The organism is Pelomonas parva (assembly GCF_043555835.1).
In the GTDB taxonomy this organism is placed as follows: Bacteria; Pseudomonadota; Gammaproteobacteria; order Burkholderiales; family Burkholderiaceae_C; genus Pelomonas; species Pelomonas parva.
Genome location: NZ_JBIGHV010000003.1, coordinates 245,164 through 261,549, shown reverse-complemented (window position 1 = coordinate 261,549; position 16,386 = coordinate 245,164). Strand labels below are relative to the sequence as shown.

The 16,386-nt window shown below is 71.2% G+C and carries 15 protein-coding genes; 9 read left to right on the top strand and 6 right to left on the bottom strand.

The window, feature by feature from the left end:
• Positions 1–21: 21 nt before the first annotated feature.
• The 5 genes from ACG00Y_RS08765 to ACG00Y_RS08745 all read right to left on the bottom strand — a co-directional run bounded on the left by ACG00Y_RS08765 (position 22) and on the right by ACG00Y_RS08745 (position 5,410).
• Entirely contained in the window at positions 22–591 is a 570-nt protein-coding gene (locus tag ACG00Y_RS08765) for a glutaredoxin family protein (RefSeq protein ID WP_394477929.1), read from the bottom strand.
• A gap of 3 nt (positions 592–594) precedes the next feature.
• Positions 595–963, bottom strand: coding sequence for a cupin domain-containing protein (locus tag ACG00Y_RS08760; RefSeq protein ID WP_394477927.1), 369 nt, complete (start codon positions 961–963; stop codon positions 595–597).
• A gap of 1 nt (position 964) precedes the next feature.
• Positions 965–3,742 (bottom strand): PAS domain S-box protein, encoded by a 2,778-nt coding sequence (locus ACG00Y_RS08755; RefSeq protein WP_394477925.1) that lies wholly within the window; start codon positions 3,740–3,742, stop codon positions 965–967.
• A gap of 167 nt (positions 3,743–3,909) precedes the next feature.
• Positions 3,910–4,992, bottom strand: a complete 1,083-nt coding sequence (locus ACG00Y_RS08750; protein WP_394477923.1) for an acyltransferase family protein — start codon at positions 4,990–4,992, stop codon at positions 3,910–3,912.
• Positions 4,993–5,086: 94 nt separating this feature from the next.
• The gene (locus tag ACG00Y_RS08745) at positions 5,087–5,410 is read right to left on the bottom strand and encodes a BON domain-containing protein (protein WP_394477920.1); all 324 of its coding nucleotides are present in this window, start codon (positions 5,408–5,410) and stop codon (positions 5,087–5,089) included.
• A 164-nt stretch (positions 5,411–5,574) separates the two neighbouring features.
• On the opposite strand from ACG00Y_RS08745, the gene ACG00Y_RS08740 reads away from it, so the two are divergent.
• From ACG00Y_RS08740 to ACG00Y_RS08700, 9 genes are all read left to right on the top strand, one after another.
• Positions 5,575–6,111, top strand: coding sequence for a DUF924 family protein (locus ACG00Y_RS08740; RefSeq protein ID WP_394477918.1), 537 nt, complete (start codon positions 5,575–5,577; stop codon positions 6,109–6,111).
• A gap of 75 nt (positions 6,112–6,186) precedes the next feature.
• A complete protein-coding gene (locus ACG00Y_RS08735; RefSeq protein WP_394477916.1) occupies positions 6,187–7,905 on the top strand; it encodes a hypothetical protein in 1,719 nt (572 codons plus the stop codon).
• Positions 7,906–8,002: 97 nt separating this feature from the next.
• Positions 8,003–8,857: a hypothetical protein gene (locus ACG00Y_RS08730; RefSeq protein WP_394477914.1), complete on the top strand. Its 855-nt coding sequence runs from the start codon at positions 8,003–8,005 to the stop codon at positions 8,855–8,857.
• 69 nt (positions 8,858–8,926) lie between these two features.
• Positions 8,927–9,907, top strand: coding sequence for an XdhC family protein (locus ACG00Y_RS08725; RefSeq protein ID WP_394477912.1), 981 nt, complete (start codon positions 8,927–8,929; stop codon positions 9,905–9,907).
• 32 nt (positions 9,908–9,939) lie between these two features.
• A complete protein-coding gene (locus ACG00Y_RS08720; RefSeq protein ID WP_394477910.1) occupies positions 9,940–10,566 on the top strand; it encodes a glutathione S-transferase family protein in 627 nt (208 codons plus the stop codon).
• 127 nt (positions 10,567–10,693) lie between these two features.
• Positions 10,694–11,482 (top strand): spondin domain-containing protein, encoded by a 789-nt coding sequence (locus tag ACG00Y_RS08715; RefSeq protein WP_394477908.1) that lies wholly within the window; start codon positions 10,694–10,696, stop codon positions 11,480–11,482.
• A gap of 41 nt (positions 11,483–11,523) precedes the next feature.
• The gene (locus ACG00Y_RS08710; protein WP_394477906.1) at positions 11,524–12,222 is read left to right on the top strand and encodes a response regulator transcription factor; all 699 of its coding nucleotides are present in this window, start codon (positions 11,524–11,526) and stop codon (positions 12,220–12,222) included.
• Positions 12,219–13,547, top strand: coding sequence for a sensor histidine kinase (locus ACG00Y_RS08705; protein WP_394477904.1), 1,329 nt, complete (start codon positions 12,219–12,221; stop codon positions 13,545–13,547). The genes ACG00Y_RS08710 and ACG00Y_RS08705 overlap by 4 nt, the downstream gene beginning before the upstream one ends.
• A 136-nt stretch (positions 13,548–13,683) precedes the next feature.
• On the top strand, positions 13,684–14,394 hold the full coding sequence (locus tag ACG00Y_RS08700) for a PEP-CTERM sorting domain-containing protein (RefSeq protein ID WP_394477902.1): 711 nt from the start codon (positions 13,684–13,686) through the stop codon (positions 14,392–14,394).
• A gap of 28 nt (positions 14,395–14,422) precedes the next feature.
• Here ACG00Y_RS08700 and sppA read toward each other — a convergent pair whose 3' ends face one another.
• Complete coding sequence (gene sppA, locus ACG00Y_RS08695) at positions 14,423–16,303, bottom strand: signal peptide peptidase SppA (RefSeq protein ID WP_394477900.1); 1,881 nt, start codon at positions 16,301–16,303, stop codon at positions 14,423–14,425.
• Positions 16,304–16,386 lie beyond the last annotated feature (83 nt).

Here is a 16,386-nt window from a genome sequence, read left to right as displayed (position 1 = left end):
GAACTCAAGACGCAGAGGACGTCAGCTGCTCAACGCCTTGATGAACTCGTCGCTGTCGAAGCCTTCCTTCATGTGGTGCTCGCCGCGCGGGCCGCGCACGACGAGATAGGGTGTGCCCGTGGCGCCCAGCGCGCGGAACTCGTCCTCGCAGCGGCTGTCACGGCTCATGTTGCATTCGGTGAAGGCGAAGCCGTAGTCCTGCATCCAGGCGCGGGCCTGGGTGCAGTAGCCGCATTCGGTCGTGGAGTACATGACGACCTGCTCCGCGCGCACCGTGCCGGCCAACTGGCGCATGGCGGCCTCGTCCGTGCTGTCGGTGCCGCTGAACAGCTCACCCAGGCCGCGCTTGTCGAGGTGTGCCTGGTGGCCGCCATAGAGGCCGACGAGCACGGCGACGATGGTGAGCATCACGCGCCAGGGCGGGCCGCTCTTGCCCGGCGTGGCGCGATAGCCCGTGCTGCGCGCTTCAACCGGCCGGTTCATGGCCGCACCGGCCTTGGCGTAGGCCACACCGCAGGCGGGGCACTGCCAATCGGGTGCGGTCGTGTCTGCGGGGCGGATGTGGCGGCACTTGGGGCAGATCGTCGTCATCGTTCAGTGGTGGGTTGAGGGCTCAGTGTCCACCAGCACGAACTGCTTGCGCACCGGCTCCAGCACCTCGAACTCGCCCTCGAAGCCCGGGGGGATCACGGCGCCCTGACCGGGGCCGATGTCGGTGGCGCCGTCAGGCCCGTGCAGCCGCACGCGGCCGCTGAGGACGTGGAAATACTCCTGCCGCGTGGTGGGGAAGGCGATGCGCCAGCGGCCCACTTCGCATTCCCAGACGCCGGCGCTTGCCGGCCCGGCCTCGTGCAGCAGCCAGGTCCGGCGCAGCGGGTTGCCGGCCACGAGTCGGTCGGTGCGGGGGCGGTCCAGCGTGACAGCGTTGGGGTCAGTGGTGTCGAGCAGGACGATGGCGGTCATGTCATTTGCCGAGCACGCGGATCACTTCCGCCTCCGCCACCGGCTTCGCAATGAACCCGTTCATCCCCGCCGCCATCGCCGCCTGGCGTTCCTGGTCGAGCACGGCGGCGGTGAAGGCGTGGATGGGCAGGTGGGCAGTGGCCGGGTCGGCGCGCAGCAGCTCGGTCGCGCGCAAGCCGTCGACTTTGGGCATGTGCAGGTCCATCAGCACGGCGTCCAGCTGCCCGGCCTGGGCGCGGGCGATGGCCACGGCCTGCTCGCCGTCCTCGGCCTCCACGACCTCGGCGCCCAGGCGCTGCAGCAGCGCGCCGATGATGAGGCGGTTGACCGGGTTGTCCTCGGCCACCAGCAGGCGCTGGCCGGCCAGCGGGTAGAGCTGCGGGATGGGGATGCGCCGCCGCTGGGCGGTGTCGTCGATGGTCAGCGAGCGCGGCAGGCTCAGTGAGGCCCAGAAGGTGGAGCCGGTCGCGCCGTCGCTGTCCACGCCGACGTGGCCGTCCATGCGCGCCGCCAGCTCGCGGCAGATGGACAGGCCCAGGCCCGTGCCGCCGAAGCGCCGCGTCGTCGAGTCGTCGGCCTGCGCGAAGGGGCGGAACAGCCGCGCCTGCAGCTCCGTCGGCACGCCGATGCCGCTGTCCTGCACAGCGATGCGCACGCGGTCGGGGCCGGCCGGCGCCAGGCTCAGGCGCACGCCGCCGCGCTCGGTGAACTTCAGCGCGTTGACGAGGAAGTTGGCCAGGATCTGGCGCACCCGCACCGAGTCGCCGATGACCAGCCGGGGCAGGTCGGGCGCGATGTCCAGCCGCATGTCCAGCCCGCGCTCGCGGCCCAGCGCGGCGCAGCCCTCGAAGCTGGCCTGGGCGAGCGCGTGCAGGTCGAACTCGATCTTCTCCAGCTCCAGGTGGCCGGCCTCGATCTTGGACAGGTCCAGCACGTTGGAGACGATCTCGTTGAGCGACTCGGCCGCTGCGGCGAGGTGGGTCAGGTACTCGGGCCGGCGCGCGTCGTCCACTTCGGCCATCTGCAGCAGCCGGGCCAGGCCCAGCACGCCGTTCAGCGGCGTGCGGATCTCGTGGCTCATCGTCGCGAGGAAGGCGCTCTTGGCGTGGCTGGCCATCTCGGCCTGCAGCTTGGCGGCCTGCAGCTCGCGCTGCTGGCGGCGGTGCTCGGTGACGTCCTCGGCCACCCACAGCGTGGCGCGCTCGCCGTCGTGTTCGACGCGGCCGGACAGCGGCGGCAGGCCACGCGCGTTCAGGCTCACGGTGATGGTGCTGCCGTCGGGGCGCAGGTACTCCTGCTCGAAGGCCTGGGCCGCGCCGGTCGCGACCTGCGCGGCGGGCAGCTGCGGCTCGGCGCCGCCGAAGATCTCGCGCCAGTGGCGGTTGACGCGCTCGAACTTCGCGCCGCGCGTCAGCGCGATGCCGACGCTGGCGTGGTCGAGGATGGCGTCGGCCTCGATGCGGGCGCGCTCGCGCTCGGTGATGTCGCGCGCGATCAGCATGGTCGCCGGCTCGCCGTCCCAGTCCATCGACGCGGCGGAGACGAGCAGGTCGCGCCACTCGCCTTTGACGAGGATGGCGGAGCGGAAGTCGCGAGCGATGCCCGTGGTGGCCATCTCGGCGGCCAGGCGCTTGGGCTCGCGGCTGTCGGGCCACAGGCCCAGCTCGCGCCCGGAGCGGCCGATGACCTCGTCGCGGTTGCGGCCGATGAGGGTGCAGAAGCCCGAGTTGGCGAAGCGGATGCGGCCGTCGGCCGTGCGCGCCACGCAGATGGCGTCGGGGCTGGCGCGCAGCAGCCGGTCCAGCATGCCGGCCGTGCGCTCGTGCTGCTGCAGCGTCAGGCGCTCGCCGGTGATGTTGTGGCTGACGCCGCGCCAGCCGGTGTGCTTGCCGGCGGCGTCGAAGATGGGCTCGCCCGAGCTGAGCGTCCACAGCAGCCGGCCGTCGGGCGTGCGGAAGCCGTTGATGCGGTCGCGGTAGGGGCGCTTGGCGCGGATGTCTTCCACCAGCGCGTGGTAGTCGGCGTCGCGCACGAGGACGGCGGCGTCGGGCTCGCCCATGCGCAGGAAGTCGTCACGCTTGTGGCCGGACAGCGCCTCGAATTCGTCGGACAGCGACTTGACGCGAAAGCGCTCGTCGGCCTCCCAGGCCCAGTTGTGCGCGGCCTGCACGAGGCGGGCCAGGCGGGCCTCCTCGGCGATGGCGCGGGCCAGTGCGGCGCCGAGGATGCGGTTCAGCAGCAGCGCCGACGACAGGCCGCCCACGGCGATGAGCACATGGGCGACGACGCGGTCCATCACGCTCGGCAGCGTCGGCGCCTGCAGGCCCGGCAACAGGCCTTGCGCCTCCAGCACCGCCAGGCTGGCGATGGCCCCGAGATAGACCATGGTCAGCACGATGGCCGCCGCGTTGCCGGCCACGCCGCCGCCCAGCGCGATCAGCAGCGCGCCAGCAGCCAGGATGAGGGTGTGCACGCCCAGGCCGATGTGGGCCGCGTGCGCCACCAGGCTGACGAGGGTGCCGCCCAGCACCAGCGTCGTCGCCAGCCGCGGCCGGCCGGCGTGGTACAGCAGCGCCGCGACGCCGCCCACGCCCAGCAGCGCCGCGCCGATCAGCAGGCGCTGGCTGCCCCACAGCGCGCGCATGCCGAAGACGGTCTCGACGGCGCCTATCACCGCTGCCACGGCGCCGACGATGACGATGATCCAGATCAGCGTGCGCGCGGCCATGCGTTGCAGCGCGTCGCGGGTTTCGCTGGGTTCAAGCGGCGCTGCAGCCATCGCGTGCGGGTGGGCCTTCAGAGGAGGGTTGCGCGGCGCGGTGCCGCAGCGGTCGATGGGCTCGTCGTGGGGAGCGCCTGCTCCGGCAGGCAGCGCGGGCGATTAGACCGCAGCAGCGGTGGGCGGCCTCTCCGGGCATGCTCGGGGTTTGAGCAACGCGGGCCGCTTCAAGCCGTGCGCGGGCGGGGCAACCAGGCCAGCGGGTCCAGGCGCGCGGCCGGCACCTCCACCCAGCGGTGGAAGGGCAGGGACAGCCAGTTCGCCAGTGCCCAGGCCACGACCAGCAGCAGCAAGCCCGCCGCCACGCTGGCGTTGTCCACGTTGGCCAGCAGCGTGTTCGCCAGCAGCAGCACCGGCACGTGCAGCAGGAAGAGGGCATACGAAGGCCGCGCCCAGGCGGCTAGCGCCGGTGCCCAGTGCACGGGCAGCAGCGGCCGGCCCTGCGCCTGGCGCGCCTCGGCCCAGGCCAGCCACAGCGCGGTGGCCAGGGCCAGCGCCAGGCGGTCGCGCCAGTCCAGCGCCAGTGCCGCGCTGAAAGCCAACCCCAGCAGTGCCAGGCCGGCGCGCCGGTGCTGCCAGAGGTCCAGCCAGTGCACCAGCGCGCCCAGGCCGTAGGCGGCGAAGAAGTAGGGCGCCCAGGCGTCCAGCGCCGGGTCGCGGTTGAAGGCGAAGGCCGACGCCAGCGCCAGCGCGGCCACCAGCAGCGGCCCGGCGACGCGGCTGCCCGGCGCATGCGGGCTGCAGCGCCGCGCCAGCCACAGCAGGCCCGCGAGGCAGGCGAACAGCTGCAGGTCGATGGCCACGTACCAGGCGCCCACCGTCAGCGCCTCGAAGCCCAGCACGTCGTGCAGCAGCAGCGCATGAGCCAGCAGCTGGCCGGCGCTGATGTCGGCCGGCACCAGCTCGGGCCAGGACGGCGCGGCCAGCAGGCAGGCGCCCAGCGTCAGTACCAGCGCGGCGAGGAAGGGCAGCGTCAGGCGCAGGTAGCGCCGCCACAGCAGCGCCGGCAGCCCGGCTCGCAGCGTGCCGCCCTGCGGCGACAACGCGCGCGCACTCAAGTAGCCGCCGACGACGAGGAAGACCTGCACCGCCATGCGGCCGTACTCGTGCAGCACGCCCGCCAGCAGTGGCAGCGCCTCATGCGCCGCGTCGGCGATGGGGCCGTAGCTGACGAGGTGGTGCAGCACGATGACCTGGGCCGCCAGCGCCTTCAGGGCGTCGACGTGCGGCAGGCGAGAGGGCGATGACATGGGGTGCGGACAAAAGAAACGGGCCTGCGCAGGCAGGCCCGTTGTCGGGGAGGGGGCGAATTGTAAGGACGCCCCGGGTCGACCCAGAGGGGTCTTACTTCGGCGTCACGGTCAGCTGGTTGTCGACCATCTTCACGCCGTCGACCGCCTTGGCGATGGCCTCGGCGCGGTCCTTCTCGGCCGACGTGGCGACCTTGCCGGTCAGCTGCACATGGCCGTTGGCGTCGGTGTCGACCTGCACGGTGGTGAGCGACGACACCTTGCTGGCGGCCAGCTGCGCCTTGATCTTGGTCGTCACGACCGAGTCCTTGACCCAGGTCTTGGCGGTGCCGGCGGGCTTGGTGTCCTGCGCGTAGCTGGCGAGCGGCACGGCCAGGGCAGCGGCGACGGCGAGGGAAGCGAGCTTGGTGAACTTCATGAGCTTGTCCTTTCAAGGGCGCGACACGCCGGATGCGCGTCTCATGGTTGGCAAATCTAGGCAGCCCATCGCGCGGTGCCTGCCGGGCGACGTGAGATCGCGCTGTAGGAGGCCGCGCCGCCGGCGCTTGGCGGCGCCGCAGGAAACAGCCTATCGTGCGAGCCATGCCACACGCCGTCCTCGACTTCTGGTTCCGCGAAATCCGCCCCGCCGCCTGGTGGTCGGCCGACCCCGCGTTCGACGCGCTCGTCGCCGACCGCTTCGGCCCGCTGCTCGAACAGGCGCTGCGCTGCGAGCTGTCCGGCTGGCGCATGACACCCGAGGGCCGGCTGGCCGAGGTCATCGTGCTGGACCAGTTCTCCCGCAACATCCACCGCGGCACGCCGCGCGCCTTCGCGGCGGACCCGCTGGCGCTGGCCCTGGCGCAGGAGGCCGTGGCCGCCGGCGCCGACCTGCAGTTGCAGTTCGAGCAGCGACCCTTCCTCTACACGCCGTACATGCACAGCGAGTCCGCCGCCATCCACGCGGTGGGCGAGCCGCTGATGAGGGAGCGCGCACCGCAGCACACGCATGAGTTCGAGCTGAAGCACAAGGCCATCATCGACCGCTTCGGCCGCTACCCGCACCGCAATGCGATCCTGGGCCGCGCGTCGACGGCCGAGGAGGTCGAGTTCCTGAAGCAGCCGGGGTCCAGCTTCTGAATCGGTAGTCGCCCCGAGGCCCAGGGGCGGACGGGCATGCTTCAATGCGGCGATTGGAACCGATTCCAAATCTGCATGACCCTCCCCACCCGACTGCTGGCCGCCGCGCTGGCCACCCCCCTCGCTGCCCTGGCCGCGCCGCCGGACTTCGGCCCCAACGTGCACGTGCTCGACCCCGCCACTCCGGGTCTGCAGCAGCGCATCGATGCCATCTACGAGGCCCAGCAACCCAACCACTTCGGCCCGCGCCGCGACGCCATCCTGCTCAAGCCCGGCACCTACCGCGACCTGCGCATCCCCGTGGGCTTCTACACGCAGGTGCTGGGCCTGGGCGCGCAGCCGGGCGACGTGCACGTCATCGGCGACCTGCGCTCCACGGCCTTCCTGGACGGCGACAACGCGACGCAGAACTTCTGGCGCGGCGCCGAGAACTTCGCGGTCACGCCGACGCTGGGCATAGGCGACAACACGCTGCAATGGGCCGTGTCGCAGGCCATCCCGTTCCGACGCATGCATGTGCGCGGCAATATCCGGCTCAACCAGAAGCAGGGCTGGTCCAGCGGCGGCTGGTTTGCCGACGTGCTGGTGGACGGCCAGGTCAACTCGGCCAGCCAGCAGCAATGGCTGTCGCGCAACAGCGAGTGGGCGCGCTGGACGGGCTCGAACTGGAACATGGTCTTCGTCGGCGTGCCGCAGGCGCCGGCAGGCGAGTTCCCCACGCCGGGCCAACGCTTCACCAAGATCGCCAAGACGCCGCTGGTGCGCGAGAAGCCCTGGCTCTTCATCGACAAGGCCGGCGGCTACGCGGTGCGCGTGCCGGCGCTGCGGCGTGACAGCGCGGGCATCTCCTGGGCCAAGGGCACGGCGCCCGGCAAGACGCTGCCCATCACCCGCTTCCACATCGCCAAGCCGGGCGACACGGCGGCCGCGCTGAACGCGCAACTCGCCGCCGGCAAGCACCTGCTGTTCACGCCCGGCGAATACCTGCTGACCGAGACGCTGCAGGTCACGCGCCCCGGCACCGTCGTGCTGGGCATCGGCTTCCCGACGCTGCGCTCAGACAACGGCGCCCCGCTGCTGAAGACGGCCGACGTAGACGGGCTGACGATCGCCGGCCTGTTCCTGGATGCGGGCCGGGAGGACTCCGGCGTGCTGATGGAAGTGGGCCCGCCCGGCAGCAAACGCCGCCACAAGGCCGACCCGACGGTGCTGCACGACGTGTTCTTCCGCGTCGGCGGCGCCGCGCCCGGCCGCGTGCACACCGCCTTGCGCATCAACGCCCACGACACGCTGGTGGACCACACCTGGGTCTGGCGCGCCGACCATGGCGAAGGCGTCAGCTGGACCAGCAACCCCTCCGCCCACGGCGTCGTCGTCGATGGCGAGGACGTGACCATCTACGGCCTCTTCGTCGAGCACTTCCAGGACTACCAGGTGGTCTGGCGCGGCAACGGCGGGCGGGTCTACTTCTACCAGTCCGAGATTCCCTACGACCCGCCGACGCAACCGCAGTGGAACAGCCCCACCGGCCGCGGTTTCGCCTCGTACAAGGTGGCCGACACGGTGACGCGCCACGAGGCCTGGGGCCTGGGCGTCTACAGCGTCTTCCTGCAGCCGGACGTGCTGCTGGACCGCGCCATCGAGGTGCCTGAGAAGCCCGGCGTGAAGCTGCACCACATGATCACCGTCTGCCTGGTGGACAAGGGCAGCATCGAGCGCATCGCCAACGACAAGGGCGAGCCGGCGCGGTGCAAGGGCGGGGCCAACACGGCGACCTTGAAAGAGTTCCCGTAAGCATTTGCATCGGGTGGGAAGGAAGGCGGCGCGGCGGGCGTTGTGCGGTTGAAGGGGCCAAAAAGCAGGCCTCGCCCACAACACCGAGGAGCCCGCCATGTCCCGTCTGACCATCACCACCCTCGCCACCCTGCTCGCGCTGCCGGTTCTTGCCCAGGCCGACGAGCCGGCACCCAATCCCGGCAAGCGCGCCGTCGCCGTTGCCGCGCAGCGCGACTCGCTGAAGAACCAGCAGGCGGCAGCCTCGCTGACCCTGCCGGTGGGCCAGCGCGCCTGGGTCAACGTCGGCGCCGGCACGTCACGCAGCCAGGACGCCACCCGAACCTACCGCCCCACGCAGGTCAGCGCCGGTGTCGGCGTGGCCGGCAGCGCCTGGCAGGCCACGCTGGACGCCAGCCGCCGCCGCGACGGCAGCGCCTTGCACCAGACCGACTGGGCCGCCGCCGCGGACGTGCGGCCGGTGGACGGCGTTAGCGTGGGCGTGGATGCAACGCATCGCACGGCACGGGCGCGCAACGCCACGACCGAGCAGCGCCTGCGTGGCCGTGGCGTCGGTGTGCACGGTGCCGTGGCCGTGGGCCAGCATCTCACCGTGCACGGCGCGATGATGCGCAACCGCTACAAGGTCAGCGAGACGACGACGCAGACCGGCTCTTCCGGCGCGCTGGGCCTGCTGCTGCAGCCCCGCCCCTCCGTCGTCAACCGCGACGAGCTGGCGCTGGCGCGCAGCGCGCAGGTTGGCGCCACCTGGCGCTTTGACAACCAGGTGGCCGTCACCGGCGAAGTGCTGCGTGACCGCCTGCAGGACGGCGGCAGCCTGCGCACGGCCCAGCTGAAGGCTGCGGTGCCCGTGGGAGGCGGCTGGACGCTGGCGCCGGCCATCGGCCGCAGCCACGGCCCGCAGCGCACGCGTGCCACCTACGGCCAGCTTGGCGCCAGCTTCGCCTGGTGATGCCCCCAGGCGCCGCCAACGTCGAATTGGCGATTACCCTGCGGCCTTTTGCGGATGGGGCAAGGGGCGATGGACAACCTCGATCTCGGCGTGCTGCGCACGGCGGCCGGCTGGCGGGCCGAGGCGCGCGGCGTGGTGCTGGGCACGATCACGCGCACCTGGGGCTCGGCGCCGCGGCCGGTGGGCTCGCTGGTGGCGGTGCGCGACGACGGGCTGATCGCCGGCTCGGTGTCGGGCGGCTGCATCGAGGACGACCTCATCGCCCAACTGCGCGCCGGCAGCCTTCAGATCGACCACCCCACGCCGCTGCGCTACGGCGTCGGTGCCGAGGAGGCGCGCCGCTTCGGCCTGCCCTGCGGCGGCACGCTGGAGCTGATGCTGGAGCCACTGGGGCCGCAGTCCGGCATCGATGAACTGCTGGCCCGCCTGACGCGCGGCGAGCGCGTGCGCCGCACGCTGGATCTGCTGACGGGTGTCGCCACCTTGGCCGATGCCGAGCCCGGTGCCGACACGCTGACCTTGACCGACACGCAGCTCATCAGCCACCACGGCCCGCAATGGCGGCTGCTTGTCATCGGCGCCGGCCAGATGACCGACTACCTCGCGCAGATGGCGCTGGCGCTGGGCTACGGCGTGACCGTCTGCGACCCACGCGCCGAATACGCCGACGGCTTCGCGCTCGAAGGCGTGACGCTGACCCGCGACATGCCCGACGACGTCGTCACCGCCTTCAAGCCCGACGGCGCCACGGCCATCGTCGCGCTGACGCACGACCCCAAGCTCGACGACCTCGCGCTGCTGGAGGCGCTGACGAGCGCGGCCTTCTACGTCGGCGCCATCGGCTCGCGCGTCAACCAGGCCAAGCGCCGCGCGCGGCTGGCGGAGCACTTCGACCTGACCGACGCGCAGCTCGACCGCCTGCACGGCCCCGTGGGCCTGGACATCGGCGCCCGCACGCCGCCGGAGATCGCGCTCTCCATCCTGGCGGAGATGACGGCGGTGCGGTATCGCGCCGGCAGCGCGAAGGCGGAGGCGGGCTGCGCCGTCTAAAGTCCCGCGCATCCTTTCGTCGACCGCCCGCCATGATCGAACTGCACTACTACCCCAGCAACGCCAGCTTCGCGCCCCACATCCTGCTGGAGGAGATGGGCATCCCCTTCACGCTGCGCACGGTGGACCGTGCCAACAACGAGCACAAGTCGCCGGCCTACCTGAAGCTCAACCCCAACGGCCTGATCCCGGTGCTGGTCGACGGCGACCTCGTGCTCTACGAGACCGCCGCCATCCTGATGCACCTGGCCGACTGCCACCCCGGCTTTGCGCCCGCGCCGGGCACGGCCGAGCGGGCCGAGTACTACAAGTGGATGGTCTGGCTGACCAACACGCTGCAGGCCATGCTCATCCACTACTTCTACCCGGACCGCATGGCCAGCGATGCCGCCGAGGTCAAGGCCCGCGCGGAGGCGCAGGTGGCGCCGATGCTTGAGCAGATGGAGGCCCACCTGGCCCGCCACGGCGGCGACTGGTTCCTGGGCGAGCACTACACGGCGGTCGACCCGCTGGCCTTCATGCTGTGCCGCTGGACGCGCATGCAGGCCAACCCGGCCAAGACGCGGCCGGCGCTGGGGGCGTACCTGAAGCGGGTGTTCGACCGGCCGGCGACGCAAAGGGTGGTGGCGAAGGAGAAGCTGCCGGAGCCGGTGTATTGAAGCCTGGGGCCCGTAGTCCGAGCAAGTTCACGGCCCCGTGAACTTTGCGCGAGGCGGCCGTGAGCTTGCCTGGACACCATGGCGACGCCACCAAGCAGGTGGCGACACCTTTGTCCAAGGAAGCCTCATGCCCACCATCGCCCGCACCCCCCTCCTGCACGGCGCCCTCGTTGCGCTCGGTCTGGCCGCCGCCAGCGTCGCCCAGGCGCAGTCGACCCAGCTCACCGTCACCATCACCAACCTGGCGCCGGCCAACGGCCTGGCCTTCGCGCCGCTGCGCGTGGGCTTTGGCGACGGCAGCTTCGATGCCTTCAACCTCGGCCAGGTGGCCGGTGCACCCATCGTCTCGGTGGCCGAAGGCGGCTCCGGCGCGGCCTGGTTCCCGGCCTTTGCCGCCGCAGACCCGGGGGCCCTCACCGGCACCGTGGGCGGCCTGCTGCTGCCCGGCGCCTCGGCCCAGGCGCAGTTCACCGTCAACACCAGCAGCCAGGGCATGTTCACCTTTGCCGCCATGGTCGTGCCCAGCAACGACTTCTTCATCGGTAACGATGACCCGATGGCGTACAGGCTCTTCAACGCGAACGGCCAGCTCATGATGCCGAGCATCACCGTCAAGGCCCGTGAGATCTGGGACGCCGGCTCCGAAGTGTTCGACCCCGCCGCTGCCGCCTTCGTCGGCAACAACGACCTGCGCAGCGACCAGAACTCCGTCGTCGCCTTCAACTTTGCCGAGCTGTCGGCGTTCAGCGGCCTCGCGACCGGCGCGGGCTACACCTTCAACAGCAGCCTGGCGGCCGACAGCGATGTTTACCGCATCGACTTTGCGCTGGCCCCGGTGCCCGAACCCAGCACCTACGCGCTGCTGCTCGCAGGCCTGGGCCTGGTGGCGGCGAGGCGGCTGCGCGCTCAGGGTTAGTCCCTGAAATGTCGGGCGGGCAGCGTGCGACAGAGGCGGCTATGGCCGCTACGGTGTTCCTGGTCGAAGACGACGATGCAATTGCAGAAACCCTGCAGGAGCATCTGTGTCGCGCCGGTTTCACGGTGGACCGCGCCAGCGACGGGCTGCAGGCGCTGCGGCATGACCGGCCCTTCGACCTGCTGCTGCTCGATGGCATGCTGCCCGGCGCCGACGGCTTCGAGGTCTGCCGGCATTTCCGGCAGGCACAGCCGCAGTTGCCCATCCTGATGCTGAGCGCGCGCAACAGCGAGGCTCATCGCGTGCTGGGCCTGGAGCTGGGCGCCGACGACTACCTCGTCAAGCCTTTCTCCATGCTGGAGCTGGTGGCACGGGTGCGCGGTCAGCTGCGCCGCCTGGCCCATTGGCGGGCCTTGCCGCAGGAGGGCCAGGTGTTGCGCGTAGGCCCCTTCGAGTTGCAGCCGCAGTCGCGGGCGCTGCGGCGCGACGGCGGCCAGGCCCATGTGCTGCCGCTGCGGGAGTTCGAGCTGCTGCAGTTCCTGATGCGGCACCCGGGTGAAGTGTTCAGCCGCGAGGCGCTGCTGCGGCGTGTCTGGGGGGCCGGCTTCGATGGCTACGAGCACACCGTCAACAGCCACATCAACCGCCTGCGCAACCGTCTGGAGGACGACCCCCGTCAGCCGCGCTGGCTGCAGACCGTCTGGGGCGCGGGCTACCGCCTGAGCGCCGACGCGCCATGAACTTTGCCGTCCGCCTCACCCTCACGCTGGCGCTATTGCTGCTCGGCTTTGGCGCGCTGATGGCGGCGGCCGGTCTGCGCCTGTCGGCCGAGCGCGAGGCCGAGGCCTTGCAGCGGCTGAACGCCAACCTGGCGCAGCACATCGTCGGCCACTGGCCGGTGATCCAGTCCCAGCAGGTCGATGCCGGCGACCCCGGCGCCATCCGGCGCCTCATTGAGATGCTCACCGCCGTCAGCCCCGGCATCCAGGTCTACACCCTCGGCGCCGATGGCGCCGTGCAGCAATACCTGGGCGAGCCGGGCATGGTGCGCATCCCCCGCGTCGACCTGCAGCCCGTGCGCGCCTTTCTCGCTGGGCAGGCGCTGCCCTTGCGCGGCACCGACCCCATGGGCATGCCGGGCGCACGGCTGTTCAGCGCGGCGATGTTTCCGCCGCGCGTGGGTGATGTGCGCCCGCCCGGATACCTCTACATCGTGCTCGACGGCCCGGCCCGCCGCCAGGCCAACGCGCACGCCGAGAACCATGGCTTGATGACCCTCGCCCTGGCCTGGCTGGGCGTGGCTGCCTTGCTCACGCTGGCCGTCGGTGCCTGGGTGCTGCGTCGCCAGACCCTGGCCGAGCGCGAACGCCTGCGGCTGGCCCAGGAGCAGGCGCTTGCTGCCGAGCACCGCGAGCACATGGCCCAGCTCGCCCACGATCTGCGCACGCCGCTCACGGCCTTGCATGGCCAGTTGGAAGCCCTGTCCGCGCAGGCCCGCCCCGATGAACCCAACGCGCCCGAGCGCCCCGGCCTGGCCCGCGCCCTGGCGCAAAGCGAGCGCGTGCGCCGTCTGACCCAGCAACTCTTCGAGTTGGCCATGCTCGAAGCCACCCAGCAGGTGCCCCAGCGCGAACGCTTTGCGCTGGATGAACTGGTGAGCGACACCGTGCGCAAGTTCGGCGCCGCCGCGCAACTCGATGGCCCAGCGCCGGCGCGCCTGCAACTCGACGGCGACTGGCAGCTCGTCGAGCGCGCCCTGTCCAACCTCATCGACAACGCGCTGCGCCACGCCGGGAGCGTGCGCGTCAGCCTCAGTGTCGAAGGGCGACTTGCGCGGGTGCTGGTGCAGGACGACGGCCCTGGGCTGCCGCGCGACGTGGCCGAGCGGCTCGCCAGTGGCCACAGCCTGCGCCGCCCGCCACTGGCGCGGTCCGGTGGCGGCATCGGCGGCCTGGGCCTGGCGATCGCGCAACGCGTGGCCCAGCTGCATGGTGGCCGACTGATGACGATGGTGGGCTCGGGTGCCAGGCTCGCCTTGTGCCTGCCCCTGGCGGTGGAACACTGAGCGTCGGTGCGTTCTTGCGCTCCCCCACGTTTGCAGAGTGGTGCCCTGTCCGGGTCTGGCAGCGGTTTGCGTTGGTCTGAATGAGTCGAACTTGTCGGCTGCATTCCGTCCACCCCGCCACTCCAAGGAGCACCCCGTGACCCGCCATCAACTTGCCGCCCTCGCTGCCGCCGCCTTCGCCCTGAGCAGCGCCCAGGCCGCTTCTATCCAGGACACCTTCAGCGACGGCACCGGCCTGATCCAGACCGACGCCGCGCCCTTTGTCGAAACGCATCTTCCCTCGGCCGAGGCGCCGGGCGGCGGGCGCTACATCGCCAACAGCATCGAGGCGGGCGTGGCCCAATCGGGCAAGTTCAGTTTTGCGGCGATCCAGGCCGGCGCCTACTTCACGATGGCCGATACGGCCGTGCCGCTGGTCACCAACCTGACCTACGGCGTGGCCAACCAGCTGGGCCAGTACTTGTCCATCAACCTGCTCAGCGAGTCCGCCTTCCGGCTCGACTTTCGCTACGTCTCGGCGCCGATGTCGCTGACGGTTTCCGTCATCACCGCCCACGGCCCGGGCACGTTCAGCAGCGTGGCCGACTACGGCACGGCGCTGAATGCCTCGCTGGCGCAGAGCGTCATCATTCCGTTCAGCGCCTTCATCGACGACGCCGGCAATAGCAGCCCGGTGGACTGGGCCGACATCGACGCCATCAGCGTCCTGGTCTCCGGCCCCGGCGGTTCTGGCTTTGCGCTGGATACCTTCAGCACGACGCCCGTGCCCGAGCCGACGAGCCTGGGCTTGCTGCTGGCGGGCCTGGGCGTCGTCGGGGGTGTGGTGCGGCGACGCAGCGCGCGTTGAATCGCCATGGTTGGGCGGCGGTGCCGGCTCAAGGCGCCGCGCACAAACAATGCACCGCCGCCCCCCGCTCCCAGCTTCCCTGCGCCGACAGCCGCGCCAGCTCCCGCAGCGCGGTGAGTTCCTCGACGACGGGCGCCGGCAGCGCATCCAGCCCCAGCGCCTGACCGACCGCCTGCGCCAGCGGCGGCGCCGCCACGTCGGCCAACGACGCCAGCAGCCGCTCCTTGCGACTCAGGTCGCGCTCCACGTAGGCCACACGCGGCTTGTCGCCGGCGGTGACGTCCAGCTTGGCCAGCTTGACGGCCGCTTGCACCGCGTCGTCCAGGCTGCCCAGCCGGTCGATCAGGCCGCGCTCCTTCGCCTGCGCGCCGGTCCAGACACGTCCCTGAGCGACGGCATCAATTTTCTCCGGCGTGCTCTTGCGTGCCTGCGCCGCCAGCGTCGTGAAGCGGGTGTAGATGTGGTCGATGCTGGACTGCATGACGGCCTGCAGCCGCGGGTCCAGCGGGCGGCGGGCGTCGTGGCCGCCGGCCAGCCAGGTGGTCGTGATGCCGGCGGTGTGCAGCGACAGCTTGTCGATCAGCCCCTCCGCCGTCGGCAGCATGCCGTACACGCCGATGCTGCCGGTGATGGTGCCGGGGTCGGCGATGACGGCGTCGCTGCTGGTCGCGATCCAGTAGCCGCCCGAGGCCGCCACGTCGCCCATGGACACGACGATCGGCTTGCCGGCCGTGCGCGTCAGCTCCAGCTCGCGGCGCACGATCTCGGAGGCGAAGGCGCTGCCGCCGGGCGAGTTCACGCGCAGCACGACGGCCTTGATGGCCTCGTCCTCGCGCGCCTTGCGGATGAGGCGGGCCGTCGAGTCACCACCGATGCGGCCCGGCCCGGCCTCGCCGTCGACGATCTCGCCCTCGGCCACGACGATGCCGATGCCCGGTTGCAAGGCATTGGGTGTCGCGGCCTCCTTCACATAGGCCATATAGGCGCCCGACGAGATCTGCCGGAAGCTCTTGCTCGGCTCGTCCTTCGCGCCCTTGGCGATGAGCAGCTCGCGCATCTGGTCGCGCGTCTTCAGGCCGTCGACGAGCTTGCCCTGCAGCGCCAGCTGCGCCGCGTCGCCTTTCACGGCGGCCATGCGTTGCGGCAGCGTTTCGATGCCCTGAGCGATGCTGCCAGCCTCCAGCTTGCGTGCCTTCTCGATGGCGGCCGTGAAACCTTCCCATAGCTCGCCGTAGACCAGGCCCACGGACTCGCGCGTTGCCGGGCTGGGGCCGTTCTCGCTGTAGACCTCGGCGCCGCTCTTGTAGGTGCCGGCCTTGATGACATGGGCCTTCACGCCCAGGCGGTCCAGCGCGTCCTTGTAGTACAGGTTCCAGCGGCCGAAGCCCTCCAGCCCCACCATGCCCATCGGGTGCAGGTAGACCTCGTCGGCCAGCGCGGCCAGGAAGTAGCCGCGCTGGCTGTAGCTGTCCGAATACGCCAGCACCGGCTTGCCGCTCTGCTTGAAGCGCTGCAGCCCGGCGGCCACCTCGTGCAGGCCGGCCAGGCCCGCGCCGCGCAGCTCGTCCACGTCCAGCAGCAGGGCGCCGATCTTGTCGTCCGTGGCGGCCTGGTCCAGCACGGCCAGCACGTCGCGCAGCCGCGTCTGGCGCGCCGTCGAGCGGCCTTGCGCCTGGGCCAGCAGCTGCTCGCGCGGGCTGCCGGAGAACTGCTCGACGAGGTTGCCGTCCAGCTTGAGCACCAGCGTCGTCTTCTCGGCCAGCGGCGTGGGGCCGCGCGTGACGAGGGCCGTCACGACGATGACGATGAGTACCAGCATCAGCAGGTTCAGCAGCGCGCGGCGCGTGCCGTCGATGAGCCACCAGGTCTTGGAGAAAAACCAGCCGAGTGCGGAGAACAGGGACTTCATCGACAGCGATCCTGAGGGTTGATGCGCGCCGATTGTGAGCGCCAGCGGGGCTAGCATCCGTCGGTCACGGTTGAGAGAACCCC

Coding starts and splice junctions, on each gene's coding strand:
- ACG00Y_RS08705 (WP_394477904.1), top strand. CDS start 12,219: ATGAACTTTGCCGTCCGCCTCACCCTCACGCTGGCGCTATTGCTGCTC.
- ACG00Y_RS08765 (WP_394477929.1), bottom strand. CDS start 591: ATGACGACGATCTGCCCCAAGTGCCGCCACATCCGCCCCGCAGACACG.
- sppA (WP_394477900.1), bottom strand. CDS start 16,303: ATGAAGTCCCTGTTCTCCGCACTCGGCTGGTTTTTCTCCAAGACCTGG.
- ACG00Y_RS08745 (WP_394477920.1), bottom strand. CDS start 5,410: ATGAAGTTCACCAAGCTCGCTTCCCTCGCCGTCGCCGCTGCCCTGGCC.
- ACG00Y_RS08720 (WP_394477910.1), top strand. CDS start 9,940: ATGATCGAACTGCACTACTACCCCAGCAACGCCAGCTTCGCGCCCCAC.
- ACG00Y_RS08735 (WP_394477916.1), top strand. CDS start 6,187: ATGACCCTCCCCACCCGACTGCTGGCCGCCGCGCTGGCCACCCCCCTC.
- ACG00Y_RS08755 (WP_394477925.1), bottom strand. CDS start 3,742: ATGGCTGCAGCGCCGCTTGAACCCAGCGAAACCCGCGACGCGCTGCAA.
- ACG00Y_RS08730 (WP_394477914.1), top strand. CDS start 8,003: ATGTCCCGTCTGACCATCACCACCCTCGCCACCCTGCTCGCGCTGCCG.
- ACG00Y_RS08740 (WP_394477918.1), top strand. CDS start 5,575: ATGCCACACGCCGTCCTCGACTTCTGGTTCCGCGAAATCCGCCCCGCC.
- ACG00Y_RS08710 (WP_394477906.1), top strand. CDS start 11,524: ATGGCCGCTACGGTGTTCCTGGTCGAAGACGACGATGCAATTGCAGAA.
- ACG00Y_RS08725 (WP_394477912.1), top strand. CDS start 8,927: ATGGACAACCTCGATCTCGGCGTGCTGCGCACGGCGGCCGGCTGGCGG.
- ACG00Y_RS08715 (WP_394477908.1), top strand. CDS start 10,694: ATGCCCACCATCGCCCGCACCCCCCTCCTGCACGGCGCCCTCGTTGCG.
- ACG00Y_RS08750 (WP_394477923.1), bottom strand. CDS start 4,992: ATGTCATCGCCCTCTCGCCTGCCGCACGTCGACGCCCTGAAGGCGCTG.
- ACG00Y_RS08760 (WP_394477927.1), bottom strand. CDS start 963: ATGACCGCCATCGTCCTGCTCGACACCACTGACCCCAACGCTGTCACG.